The organism is Pseudomonas sp. LAMO17WK12:I10 (genome assembly GCF_900215185.1).
In the GTDB taxonomy this organism is placed as follows: Bacteria; Pseudomonadota; Gammaproteobacteria; order Pseudomonadales; family Pseudomonadaceae; genus Aquipseudomonas; species Aquipseudomonas chlororaphis.
Genome location: NZ_OBDX01000026.1, coordinates 54,061 through 67,174, shown reverse-complemented (window position 1 = coordinate 67,174; position 13,114 = coordinate 54,061). Strand labels below are relative to the sequence as shown.

Below are 13,114 nucleotides of genomic sequence, written 5' to 3'. Positions count from 1 at the left end.
GAGCCTTGGCGAGGCTGCGATCGACTGCGTAGCAGTCGCCAAACCCGGTGCCAGCGCAGTTCAGGCCTATCGCGTCGTCAGCTTTACGGGGCTGCGCGCCGATCGCAGCCTGCGGCAGCGGCTACAGGTTCATCGTGTAGCCGCTGCCGAGCCCTGGCGAGGCTGCGATCGACTGCGCAGCAGTCGCCAAACCCGACGCCGGTGCAAGTCAGGCCTACCGCAGTGCCAGCTTTACGGGGCTGCGCTCCGATCGCAGCCTGCGGCAGCGGCTATAGGGGGGGAGGGGATCCGGGGCAAACAAAAACGCCCTGGGAAGGCAGAACCTTTCCAGGGCGTGGGGGATGCGGGGGCGGGTATCAGAAGTCCCAGCGGGTAGTGACCATCACGTTGCGTGGCTCGCCGTAGATGGCCGAGTTATAGAAGCCGACGTTGGTGTAGTAGTACTTGTCGAAGATGTTGTTGACGTTGAGCGTCGCCGACAGGTTCTTGGTGATCTGGTAGCGGGTCATCAGGTCCACCACCCAGTAGGATTCCTGGGTGATGTCTTCATTCACGCCCTTGGGGCTGTTCCAGATTTGCTGCCAGGCCTTGTTCTGCCAGCGGGCACCGCCGCCGATGGTCATCTTGTCCAGGTCGCCAGTGAGCTTGTAGGTGGTGTAGAGGCTGAGCTGATCTTCGGGCTCGAAGGTCGAAAGCTTCACATCGTTGTCGTCGCGCACCACCTTGTGGGTGTAGCCGCCCTGCACCTGCCAGCCCGGGGCGAGCTCGCCGGACACTTCCAGTTCGTAGCCCTTGGTGGTCGCCTTGCTGCCCTTGAACGCGTAGTTGGGCGGCGTCGGCTTCTGGTTGTTGTAGGCGTCGTCCGGTACCGAACGGTTGGTTTCCTTGACCTCGAAGTAGGCCAGGCTGGCGTTCAGGCGACCGTCGAAGAATTCGCTCTTGATGCCGATTTCGTAGTTCTCGCCTTCATCCGGCTCGATCAACTTGTTGTCGCGGTCGCGGTTGAAGTTCTCCTGGGGCATGAACACGTCGGTGTAGCTGGCGTAGACCGAGAAGTTCTCGTTCAGGTCGTAGATGGCCCCGGCGTAGGGAATGAAGCGCCCGGATTCGGTGTAGGTCGGGGTCAGGCCGGTCAGGCTGTAGTTGACCACGCGGCCGCCCAGCAGGACTTTCAGGTCGTCGGTCACATTCAGGCGGGTGGTCATGTAGACGCCGGTCTGGCGGATTACGTCATCGGTGCGCTGCGACACCGGGCCCCAGTCGGGCTTGGGCAGGTTGCCGTGCCAGTTGTTGTAATCCACGCGGTTGGGTACCGAGAAGGTTTCGTCCCAGTAGCCCTTGCCTTTCCAGTGGGCCTTGCTGATCGAACCGCCGAGCACCAGGTCGTGGTCGCGGCCCAGCAGGCTGAACGGGCCGCTGACATAGAGGTCGGCCGAGTCGCTGGTGGTATCGCCCTTGTAGCGCTGCGCGTTGATTTCGGCGCTGCCGTCGGGCTGCGGCTGGTCGAACTGGATGGAGCCCATCTGGGCGTCGTAGCCGTTGTACTTGTGGTCCAGTTGCAACTTGGTCACCCAGCCGTCGCCCAGGTCGTGTTCCAGGGTGGCGAAGACCGTGCGTGTGTACTGCTGCCAGCTGCTCCAGTCGGTGGCGTTGCTGAACGAGCGCTTGGCATCGTTGCGCTCGCCCTTGGAATTGAGTAGCGGAAAGCTGCCGGACCAAGTGGAACCCTTGGGGTCGTTGTCCTGATAGTCGGCGCCCACGGTCAGCAGGGTGTCGGGCGACAGGTCGAACTCGACGATGCCGTAGAACACCGAGTTCTTGGTCGAGTAGCGGTCGATGAACGAGTTCTTGTCCTGGTAGGCGGCCACGGCCCGGCCGCGGACGTTGCCGGTTTCGGTCAGCGGGCCGCTGACATCCAGTTCGCTACGGTAGTTGTCCCAGGAGCCCGCGCCCAGGGTGGCGTGGCCCTGGAAGTCGGCGGTGGGCTTCTTGCGCACCAGGTTGATGGTGCCGCCCAGGGAACCGGCACCGCTGAGCAGGCCGGATGCGCCCTTGAGCACTTCGATGCGGTCGTAGATCGCCATGTCGCTCAGGGTGTTGCCCGCCGAATAGGCGACGTTGCGCACGGCGGAGGGAATGCCGTCGTACTGGAAGTTGTTGATCGAGAAACCGCGGGAGTAGTAGTTGGTCCGGTCGGTGTCGAACGCCGACACGGTGATGCCCGGGGTATGGCGCATGACGGCGTCGACGCTGTTAAGGGCGAAGTCATCCATGTGCTGGCGGGTGACCACGCTGATCGACTGCGGGGTTTCGCGCAGGGTCAGTGGCAGGCGGGTGGCGGTGGCGATGGTGCCCGGGGTGTAGGAGCCGGTGCCTTCGGTCACGTTGCCCAACTGGTTGGCGGTCACTTGCGTCGGGCTCAGCTCGAGGCCCTCGGCGCCGGCACTGGTGGCGCTGAGGGTCAGCGAGTTGCCCTGCAGGCTGTAGCGGATGCCGCTGCCGGTCAGCAGGATGCCGATGGCCCGTTGCGTGTCCATCTTGCCCTTCACCGCGGTGCTCTGCTTGCCTTGCACGTCCTGCGGGCTATAGAGCACCTGCAGGTTGGTCTGCCGCCCGAACTCCTGCAAGGCAGTGCCTAGAGATTGCACAGGAATATCCAACTCGATCTCCTGAGCCTGTACATAGCCGGCTACCGGCAGCGACACCGCGAGGGCCAATGCGCTGGGGAGAAGGTTGATGTTCAGGGCCTTTCGCATGGATAGCGCTTTACTCAGGGGACTGAGACCGAGTAGTGCTGACATGGATGCGTTCTCTTCTGTGTTTTGGATTGGCAGTTATTGATATTTATTGCGGTTAATTCTCATTAACGATAGTGAGACGTTCATCCATGAACAAACCGGAAAAATTTCACGCCGGTTGCATTTCCTGCACCACCTGGCCCGCGCGCAGACGCACCAATTGGTCGGCGATATCGAAATAGCGATCGTCGTGGCTGATGACGATGATGGTCTTTCCCAGGCGCTTGAGGTCCGGCAGCAGCTCGGTGTAGAAAATCCGCCGGAAGGCCGGGTCCTGGTCCGCCGCCCATTCGTCGAACACCAGCACCGGGCGCCCTTCGAGCCAGGCGTTGACCAGGGCCAGGCGCTTGCGCTGGCCGGTGGAGAGGTCGGTGGTGGTGAAGGCGCCGTCCTTGATGCTGACCTTGTGCGCGATCTCCAGGCGGTCCAGGTACTGGCTGGCGCTGTCCAGCGACTGCTGGCCGCCGCCCTGGACCAGGTCGTCGAACAGGTAGTAGTCGGCGAACACGGTGGTGAACAGCTGGCGGTAGTCGTCCCGGGCCAGGTCGGTCACGGCCTCGCCGTTCAGGCGTATTTCCCCGGCCTGGGGCTGGTACAGCCCCAGCAGCAGCTTGATCAGGGTGGTCTTGCCGCAGCCGTTCTCGCCGACGATGAACACGATGTCGCCCTGCTTGATGTCCAGGTCGATCGGCCCCAGGTGGAACGGCTCGCTGCCTTCCACCGGTGGCGGGCTGTAGCTCACGCCACGCAGTTCGAGGCTGTGCACCACGGGTTTCGGCGCTTCGGTAGCGTCCAGCAGCAGGTGGGGCTCGGGGGAGGAGAAGCGCGCGGACAGCTCGCTGATGCGGCCAAAGGCGATCTTCGCCTTGCCCACCACCGGCAGGTAGGCCACCAGGTTTTCCAGCGGGCCTTTCATGTACAGCAGCACCAGCACGAAGCCGGTGATCACGGTCGGGTCCGGGTTCGGGTTGTAGGCCTGCATGGCCAGGGCCAGGCCGATGACCACGAAGAACAGCATCGAGCCGAAGGTCTTGGCCAGGATATAGATGTTCACCGAACGCACCTGGATCGAGGCGATGCGATCCGCGGTCTCCTGGATGCGGTGGGTATTCATCCGGTAGCGGCGCGGGCGGTGCATGCGCAGTTCCTTGGCGCCCGAAGCAATGGCGTTGTAGTAGCGCTGCAGCTCGTCTTCCTGGTCGCGGGCCAGGTCGAAGCCGCGGATCCCTTTGCCGCCGGCCACGTACTGCACGCTGGTGCCGATGAGGATGGCGACCACCATCATCAGGAACATCGGCACCGACAGGTACGCCAGGTAGCCCAGGCAGCCCAGGGTGACAGTGGCGGCGATGGCCAGCGGGGTGAAGGCGAAGGAGAAGTCGCTGATGGTGTCGACGTCGTGGGTCAGCACCGGGATCAGGCGGTGGGAGCGGTAGCGCTCGATCTGGGTGATGGGCGCCGAGAGCACCTTTTCCCCCAGGTCCTTGCGCAGGGCGGCGATGATCCGCTGGCCCACATAGTTGGTGCCGATATCCGAGACAATCGAGCTGGTCAGGGCCAGCAGGCACAGGGCGGCGAAGGTCAGCACCACGCCCTGGGTCATGCCGGTCGCCGAGTGCAGGGCGTTGTTGATAGTGGCCAGCAGCAGGGTGATGGCCAGGCCGCCTACCATGCCCAGGGCAACGGAAATCACCACAGTGGTACGAAAGGGTCTGAGCAGGGCGAGCAGTCCGTGAAAGGCTCCGCGCTTGGGGTCGGTCATAAGGGGTTCCCGGCAGTGAATGAGGGGTCGAGGCAGAAAGACCCGTACTCATGACAGACGAACCGTTGGCGGGAGTATTTAGCGCGGCCGCGGGCGTGGATAAATTGCCTGGCGCCTGATTCGTTCTTGTTTTGCAGGTGCACGCGTAACGACGTCGTGCCGGGCCCATTCAGCGAGAGCGAGCAAATGACGAAAAAGAATCTGGTGTATGTCTGGTCCCTGAGGAACGCGGCGGCCGACAAGGCCGGGCAGCCGGTGGCCTACAAGGATCACGAGCGCTACATGAAGTCGGTGCTGGAGTTCCTGGTGGAGACGCTGAACCAGACGCCCCTGGGCGACGCTTATAACCTGGTCGGGGTGGTGTATGACGACGACGAGCAATCGCCACGGGACCGGCAACTGGTGAGCGACTACGGCTTCGCCTATCAGCCCGGCCGGCAATGGCTGTACCCGGCGGACCTGCGCGTGCAGGGGCGCCTGGTCAATGACCTGCTGCTCAGCGTGCCATCCACCTATCGCCGCCATCCGCGCGGTTCGGCCGAGCACATCGCCGGCAAGCAGGATTTCGAGCATCGCCTGCACGACACCTTGGTGGAACTGAAAGCCGACATCGTGGTGCTCGACGGCCTGCTGGTGATCCTCGACGAGCTGGTGCGTCCGGGCGCGCCTTTCGCGCGGCGGATCATGAACATCCATCCGGGCATCACCCGCCTCGAATCGCCTTACGAGCGCCGCGGTGCCTATGCCACCTGGAATGCGCTGTACGGTGCCCGGGGGCAGAAGGTGGTGGACTGGACCACCCGGGAAACCGAGCCGGTCGAGCCGCTGTACATGACCGGTGCTTCGTTCCACTACGTGGACAACGGCATCGATTCCGGCGAGGTGTTCCACGACGTGCTCAACACCGAGATCGCGCCCGAGGACACCATCCTCGAACTGCGCTGGAACAACTTCAACAACAGCCTGTTCCCGGCCTTGCAGGAAGGCCTGGCGCTGCTGGCCAAACAGGGCTGAACCCATTGGCGGGCGCCGCACCTGGCGCCCGCTGTCTCGCAAGCCCCCCAGGTCGATCGCAATCTGTAGCCGCTGCCGCAGGCTGCGATCGGGGCGTAGCCCCGTGAAACCTGGTGATGCGGTATGCCTGATGGGTGGAGTTGTCTGGTCTGGCGCCCGCTTTGCGGGCGATCGCAGCCTCGCTGGCTCGGCAGCGGCTACAGGGATATCTGTAGCCGCTGCCGCAGGCTGCGATCGGGGCGCAGCCCCGTAAACCTGGCGACGCGGGCGCGGGGTTACAGCTCGCGCACCACGCGAAAGCCGATCCAGTCGCCGCGGGTGCTCGGGTAGATATTGTTGCGATTGCCCGAACGGGAGAACACCGGAGCCTCGCCCCAATCGTTGCCACGGATCTGCAGCGATTCGCAGCCCGGCTCTACCCAGGCACTGCCATCGGTAGGCGCGCCCACATAGTTGGCGTGTTCGCAGTCGGCGATCCATTCATAGACGTTGCCATGCATGTCGTACATGCCGAACGCATTGGGCGGGTAGCTGCCCACCGGCGAGCTGAAGCTGTAGCCATCGGCCGGGCCATAGGTGTTGGCATGCTTGGCGATGCTGTAGCCCTTGCCTTCATCGAACGGAAACGGGAAGGGACCTTTGGAGCCGGCGCGGGCGGCGTATTCGCGCTGGGCCTCGCTGACCATCGAATAATTGTGCCCGGTCTTTTTCGACAGCCAGGCGACATAGGCCTTCACGTCGGCGAAGTCCATGCACACCGCCGGCTGACGCGGGCCTTGCGGGTAGCGCGGCTTGCTGGCGACGCATTCGCGGCCGGGGCGGGTGTCGCCATTGGCGATGACCACGCCGGTCTGCTTGACGTAGCTGTCCCATTCGCCGGCGGTGATCTGGAAGCGGCTCATGGCAAAGGGTTTGGCGAAGGTCACGTCATGCATCGGGCCTTCGTCCGGTTCGCGGCCGACCTCGTCGTCCGGGGTGCCCATGGTGAAGGTGCCGGCGGGCAGCACGACCATTTCCGGGCAGTCCTTGCAGTCCTTGAACACCTGGCCCGGTTGCGGCGTGGCGGCCGATGCGCCCTGGCACAGCAGGCCGCCGAGCAGGGAGGCGGCGCAGAGTTTTTTCAGGGCCAGTGGTGGGGTGGCGGGGTGAGTCGGTTCAATGGTCATGAGTCATCTCAAGGGTTGGCAGGGGGGATCTGCGGTGCCAGTGGCGCGCGCTCAGAGGGTGCGGGCCAGCAGGTCCATGAAGCGGTCGATCTGCGCTTCGTCGTTGAGCAGCCCGGGCGCGGTGCGGATCACCGGGCCGACGTCGCGGTCCACGGCATCGGCCACCACGCGGTTTTTCATCAGGTAGGCGGCGACCGCATCGCTGTCCTTGCCCTTGACCCGGAAGAAGGTGAAACCGGCGGACAGCTCGGTGCTCAGCGGCGTCACCAGTTCGATCTGCGGATGTTGCTGCAGGCTTCGTTTCAGGTAGCTGTTGAGGCTATGAATGCGCGCCTGGACCTCGGCCTTGCCCAGCTCCAGGTGCAGCTTGAAGGCTTCGTCCAGCGCCCAGCGGTGCTCGAAGGCGTGGTAGCCGCCGGGCGACATGGAGGTGGCGAAATTGTTGTCTTCGGAGAAGGTCGGCGTCATCGGGGTGACGTCCTTGAGCTCCTCGGAGCGGGCGCAGACGACCCCGGTGCCGCGCGGGCCGAACATCCACTTGTGGGTGCCGGCGATAAAGAAGTCGCAATGCATCTCCGGAAAGCTCAGGTCTTCCACGCCGAAGCCGTGCACGCCGTCGACCACGTAGAGGATGCGCTCCTGCTCGGCGCGCTCGCGGTTGAGTTCCTCCACCAGTTGGCCGATCTGGCCGATGGGCAGTTTCACGCCGCTGCCGGACTGCACCCAGGTCATGCCCAGCACCCGGGTGTTGGGGCGGATGCTGCGCTTGATCGAGCCCAGCACTTCGTCCGCCGACACGCTGTGGGCGTTCTCGAACAGCTTGATCTTGCGCACCTGGGTGCCTTGTTTTTTCACCCGAAAGTCCAGGCTGTACTCGGTGGAGTAGTGCTCGTGGACCGTGGTCAGGATCTCCTGGTCGGGGCGTACATGGATGCCGCCGTAGATCATCGCCAGGCCTTCGCTGGTGCTGCCGGTCAGGGCGATCTGCCCGGGCTTGGCGTCCAGGTAGCGTCCGGCCCACTTGCGCACCTCGGCCTCGCGCTTCCAGGTTTCCTCCAGGTCCCAGTCCATGGCCAGGCCGGGATTGCGGTCGATGCTCGCGCGATGGCGCTCGATGGCGTCGCGCACCGGCTTGGGGTGGGAGGTCACCAGGAAGTTGGAGAAGTGCAGGTAGTCCGGGTCCTGGTTGAACAGTTGGCGCAGTTGCGTCCATTTGTCCCCGGACGCCAGCGCGCTGTCGCGGGCTTCGTCGGTCTGGGCCAGGGCGGCGAGGGCGGCATTGCCCAGCGGCAGGCTGGCGGCGAGGACGCCGGCCTGCTTGAGAAAGGTACGGCGGTCAGTCATGGCTTGGGTTCACTTGTTCGGCCAAGGAAATTCAACGGTTGGCTACCGGGCGCGCGGCTTTCTGCACCTGGTCCCAGACCCGCAGGAAGTTGCCGCCCCAGAGCTTGGCGATGTCCGCCTCCGAGTAACCGCGCGACAGCAGCTCGGCGGTGACGTTGCGGATCTCGCCGACGTTCTCCCAGCCCTTGACCCCGCCGCCCTCGTTGAAGTCCGAGCTGATGCCGACATGGTCGATGCCGATCTTGCGCACGGTGTAGTCGATGGCGTCGCCCAGGTCCTTGAGGGTCGCCTTGGGTTCCTCCTCGAGGATGGCGTACAGCTCGCCGGCGTACTGGCCGAACTTCTGCTCCGGCCAGGCCGAGATGATCGGGTCGCCCGGCATCAGGGCCATGGCCAGGTTCGGCAGCGGCGGCAGGTCGAAGCGTGCGCGCAGGGCATTGAGCTTGTCCTGGGTGGCCTGGGTCAGCGGGCGCAGGTACTGCGAGAAGCCGACCACCTGGACCACGCCGCCGCTGTTCTTGATCAGCTGCATTTCCTTGTCGCTGAGGTTGCGCGGGATATCCACCGAGGCCCGGGGCGCCGAGTGCGAGGCCACCATCGGCGTGCGGCTTAGCTGCGCCACCTGCTCCAGGGCCTTGGTCGACATCTGCGAGACATCGATGATCACCCCCAGGTCGTTGAGGCGGTGCACTGCTTGCTTGCCGATCTCCGACAGGCCATCGAGGGCGTCCGGGGAGTCGTTGAAGAACGGCAGCGGCCGCGAGGAGTCGGCCCAGGCATTGTTGCCGATGTAGCTGAAGCCGAACATGCGCATGCCACGGGCGGTCCACAGGTCCAGCAGGTTCAGGTCGTTGCCCAGGGGGTAGGCGTTGAGCATGCTGATGAAGATCGCGAACTTGCCTTCGCCGTGCAGGCGGCGGAAGTCGTCCGGGGTGTAGGCGATGCCGACCTGGTTGGGGAAGTCGCGGACCATGCCGGAGATGATCTTGTAGCGCACCTCCTGCTGGTTGCGCGCTTCCTCGACAAAACCCTCGGTGGGGCGATGCGGCGCGTTGGGGCCATTCCACATTTCCGGCCAGCCGAAGAGGGTCAGGGCCGCGCCGGACAGGCGCCCGCGATTGGCCTTGACCAGGTCGAACTGGCCACCGCCGTCCTTGTCGAACTCGTTGCCGGCGGCGCCGAAGTCCAGCGGCAGGCTGATGTGGCTGTCGAACGACAGGATGCGCTCCTGCAATTCATCGGCCTGCTTGAGCACCTTGACCGGGTAGCCGGGGTTGCCACGGAACCAGTAGTCCCAGGCCAGGAAGCCTGCTCCGGCGCCGATGGCCAGGGCCAGCGGCAGACCGATGTAAAGAGCCTTTTTCGAACGTGGTTTTGTCATTGCCATCTCAGTCGGGTTCGCCGTCAAAGTGCAGGCGTGCCGGTACAGGTGCAGCGCCTTTGCTATCTGGGAAGAACGAGTGAGGTCGGGGGAAAATTAGGCCCCGTGGCCGGTCTGCCTGGCGGGCGCTGGCCTTTGTTGGCGCCGCTTAAATTTCCCCCCACTGCAAACGTCCTAGCTGGGATAAGGCCTGCTTCAGGGCTGACACAGGTAGGGCAATGACGATTTCTCGACGAGGGTTTATCGCAGGCTTGGCGCTCACTGGAGCTGCGGTGCCCGCGGCCATTTATGCGCACCGTGAACTGACGCGTGAGGAGGAGCCGGAAACTCCCGGCGAAGCGACGGTCGATCTGGCGGACAGCGCCGGCCAGCAATTGGCGGACAAGCTGCGCGGGGTCTGGACTCTGCGTTTCGAGGGCGCGGACGGCGGCCTGGCGGGCCTGCCGCGCGAGGGGTTGGAACTGTTTCTCGACATTGCCCAGCGCGGGCGCGGCCTGCGTGGTTACCTGGACCGTGCCGAGGCCTTGCGTGGCGAGGCCGAGCCGCGTTACCGGGTGGTCGGCGATTTGCTGGCGCCCGACCCAAAGCAACTTTACTGGCGCCTGGTTAGCGCCGATGCCGGCGACGGCGCGCCCTGTTATGAATTCAGCGTGGTGCTCGACGAGGTCTGGGCCGATTTCGGCAACGCCGGCAGCGGCACCCTCAGCGGGCGCATCCTGCGCCTGGATCGGCCGCTGGCGCTGCCCGAGCAGGACAATCGCTTTGTCGCCACCAAGCAGCTGTTTCCCGAAGCCCGCCAGCGCATCGGTCTGAACCCGACGCTGCTGGCCTGGCTGGTTTCCCCTGAGCACCGGCTGTTTCACCAGCTGTGGCACGCCTCGCGGGACAAGTGGCACACCCTGTCCGAAGAAAAACGCGACGCCCTGCGCGGCATTGGCTGGCAGCCCGGCCCGCGTGGCCAGGAGCGTGACGCCCGAGGCAAGCGCAAGGATCGCAATGGCTCGGGTATCGACTTCTTTTTCATGCACCGGCACATGCTCGGCACCGCGCGGTCCATGCAGGACCTGCCGTCCTGGCTGAACTTCCCGACCCCGCAGCCGGAGCTGGAACGCGATCGCCAGGGGTTTGCCCGCTATTTCGACAACCATGACGGCTTCGCCCTGCCGCCGACCTGGCTGGCCAGCGACGATGCCGAGTACACCCAGTGGGTCAGCGACATCAAGACCGCCGAGACCTACCACAGCAACTTCCAGGTCTGGGAATCGCGTTACCGCGACCCGCGCTACCTGTCGACCCTGACCCTGGGGCAGTTCGGTTCCGAGGTGGAACTGGGCTTGCACGACTGGCTGCACATGCGCTGGGCCTCGGTGCCACGCGATCCTTCCAATGGCGCGCCGGTGCCGTTCGCCCGCGATCCGGCGGATTTTTCGGCGCGCTGGTACGCTGCGGAAAACGACTTCCTCGGCGATCCGTTTTCTTCCCATGTGAGCCCGGTGTTCTGGCATTTCCATGGCTGGATCGACGACCGCGTGGAAGATTGGTTTCGCGCCCACGAGCGCTTCCATCCGGGGGAAGTCAGCCGCCTTGAAGTCAACGGCGTACCCTGGTTCGCCCCCGGGCGCTGGGTCGAGGTCGACGACCCCTGGCTGGGGCCGGACACTCACGGTTGCAGCACCACCCCGGGCCTGCAGGTGGGGCGCTCGGTGGAGATGGATCCGGAAACCATGAAGCTGGCGCTGCGCATCACCTTTGCCGAGGAAGACAAGCTGGCCGAGCTGTTCCGCAAAGTGCCCAAGCGGCCCTGGTATGCCCGCCACCTGAAGGTGCGTGAGCGGTTGCTGTAACAAGGCTCACCGCCCGTACAGACACCCAGGCCCGGTAGCCGCTGCCGAGCGCAGCGAGGTGGGCGGCATTCCGACACGGTCCTCGCAAAGCCTGTGCACGGGATTTGTCTGAAACACCGTGTTGCCTGATTCACGGCCGCTTCGCGCCCGGTCGCAGCCTCGCTGCGCTCGGCAGCGGCTACAACAACCCGTCCGATCCAGAGTCGTGTATTGCCTGTAGCCGCTGCCGAGGCACGAGGCTGTGAACGAGGTGGGCGGCATTGCGACGTAGTCCTCGCAAGGCCTGTGTGCAAGGTTTGCCTGAAACACCGCGTCGCCTGATTGGCGGCCGCTTCGCTGCCGATCGCAGCCTCGCTGCGCTCGGCAGCGGCTACAGACGAAGCAGTGGTGCGCAATCTACGTTTTCAGAGGGCTTTCCAACCGCCGCCCAGGGCTTTGTACAGGGCGATGCTGGCCTGCAGGCGGGACAGCCGCAGCTGCACGTTCTGGTCCTGGGCAGCGTACAGGGTGCGCTGGGTTTCCAGGACCGTCAGCAGATCGGCGGCGCCGGCCTGGTAGCGGCTCTGGGCGATGTCGAAGGCGGTTTGCGCCTGGCGCAGTACTTCGCTCTGCCATTGCCGCTGCTGGTCGAGGCCACGGATGCTGGCGAGGGCCTTTTCCACATCGGCGAAGCCGTTGACGATCGCCCCGCGGTAGCTTTCCAGCAGCTCTTGCTGGCGCGCCCGCGCCTTGTCGCGTTCGGCGCTCAGGCGGCCGGCGTTGAAGATCGGCGCCGTCAAGGCGCTGGTGAGGTTGTAGAAGGGGCTGCGCAGGATATCCGAGGCGGTATCGGCCCCCGAACCGAGGCTGGCGCTCAGGGTGACAGAGGGCAGCATCGCCGCCCGTGCCACCGTGACGTCGGCCTGGGCGGCGGCGAGCCTGGCTTCGGCGCTGGCGATGTCCGGGCGGCGGCTCAACAGGTCGCTGGGCACGCCGGCGTCGATGCTGGGCCAGGTCAGTTGGGCGAAGGGTTGCTGGCCGAGGTCGAGGCTCTGCACCGGCTGGCCGAGCAGGGCGGCGAGGGTGATCCGCGCATCCTCGGCCTGTTGCTGCACCAATGGCAGTTGGCGCTGTTGGGAGGCCACCAGGCTCTTCTGCTGGGCCAGTTCCAGGGCGGTGGCCGAGCCTGCGTCGTAGCGGGTCTGCACCAGCCTGAGCACGCTCTGTGCATTGGCCAGGTTGAGTTCGGCGATGCGACTCTGCTCGCGCAGCGACAGCACCTGGGTGTAGCTGTTGGCGACGCCGCTGAGCAGGGTCAGCTCGACGGTGGCCTGGTCGAATTCACTGGCCCGCAGGCTTTCCACGGCGCTGTCGCGGGCCGCGCGCCGGCCGCCCCAGAAGTCGATCTCATAGCTGGCGCTGAGGCTGGCGTCGAAATAGTCCACGGCCTTGTTGCTGCTGTCGGCGTCCAGTTGGCTGTAGCCGTTGCCGCGCAGCAGCTTCTGCCGGTTGGCGTTGAGCGCGCCCTTGAGCTCCGGCAGCAACGGCGCACCGGCGACCACCGCCGAGGCCTGCGCCTGGCGCACCCGGGCCATGGCGGCGGCCAGGTCGTGGCTGCCTAGGCGGGCCTGTTCGATCAGGCGCTCCAGTTGCGGGCTGCCGAAGCGGGTCCACCATTGGCGATTGTCCTGCTGCGCGGCCGCGGTATTGGGCGAGTGCCAGGCGGGCGGGGCCTGCAGGCCGCTGTCCGGGCGCGGCGCGGGGCCGCTGCAGGCCGCCAGCAACAGGCCGGCGGCGATAAGGCTGAGGGGCACTTTCATAGGTCG

8 protein-coding genes are annotated in these 13,114 nt (G+C 65.2%); 2 read left to right on the top strand and 6 right to left on the bottom strand.

Going from position 1 to position 13,114, the window contains the following annotated elements; translation table 11 throughout:
- Window positions 1-356: 356 nt before the first annotated feature.
- Window positions 357-2,756, bottom strand: a complete 2,400-nt coding sequence (locus CRO75_RS24575) for a TonB-dependent siderophore receptor (protein WP_097138801.1) — start codon at window positions 2,754-2,756, stop codon at window positions 357-359.
- 151 nt (window positions 2,757-2,907) lie between these two features.
- The gene (locus CRO75_RS24570) at window positions 2,908-4,560 is read right to left on the bottom strand and encodes a cyclic peptide export ABC transporter (protein WP_097138799.1); all 1,653 of its coding nucleotides are present in this window, start codon (window positions 4,558-4,560) and stop codon (window positions 2,908-2,910) included.
- Window positions 4,561-4,746: 186 nt separating this feature from the next.
- On the opposite strand from CRO75_RS24570, the gene CRO75_RS24565 reads away from it, so the two are divergent.
- A complete protein-coding gene (locus CRO75_RS24565; protein ID WP_097138797.1) occupies window positions 4,747-5,574 on the top strand; it encodes a N(5)-hydroxyornithine transformylase PvdF in 828 nt (275 codons plus the stop codon).
- Window positions 5,575-5,849: 275 nt separating this feature from the next.
- Here the strand turns inward: CRO75_RS24565 and CRO75_RS24560 are convergent, their stop codons facing one another.
- The 3 genes from CRO75_RS24560 to pvdM are packed head-to-tail and all read right to left on the bottom strand — an operon-like array spanning window position 5,850 to window position 9,465.
- Window positions 5,850-6,740, bottom strand: coding sequence for a formylglycine-generating enzyme family protein (locus CRO75_RS24560; protein ID WP_097138795.1), 891 nt, complete (start codon window positions 6,738-6,740; stop codon window positions 5,850-5,852).
- 51 nt (window positions 6,741-6,791) lie between these two features.
- Complete coding sequence (locus CRO75_RS24555) at window positions 6,792-8,084, bottom strand: aminotransferase class V-fold PLP-dependent enzyme (RefSeq protein ID WP_097138793.1); 1,293 nt, start codon at window positions 8,082-8,084, stop codon at window positions 6,792-6,794.
- Between the two features lie 31 nt (window positions 8,085-8,115).
- Window positions 8,116-9,465, bottom strand: a complete 1,350-nt coding sequence (gene pvdM, locus CRO75_RS24550) for a pyoverdine-tailoring dipeptidase-like protein PvdM (RefSeq protein ID WP_097138791.1) — start codon at window positions 9,463-9,465, stop codon at window positions 8,116-8,118.
- Window positions 9,466-9,683: 218 nt separating this feature from the next.
- Between pvdM and CRO75_RS24545 the strand changes: the two genes are divergently transcribed.
- Window positions 9,684-11,309, top strand: a complete 1,626-nt coding sequence (locus tag CRO75_RS24545; protein ID WP_097138789.1) for a PvdJ/PvdD/PvdP-like protein — start codon at window positions 9,684-9,686, stop codon at window positions 11,307-11,309.
- A gap of 404 nt (window positions 11,310-11,713) precedes the next feature.
- On the opposite strand, the gene CRO75_RS24540 is transcribed toward CRO75_RS24545, so the two are convergent.
- Window positions 11,714-13,108: an efflux transporter outer membrane subunit gene (locus CRO75_RS24540; protein ID WP_097138788.1), complete on the bottom strand. Its 1,395-nt coding sequence runs from the start codon at window positions 13,106-13,108 to the stop codon at window positions 11,714-11,716.
- Window positions 13,109-13,114 lie beyond the last annotated feature (6 nt).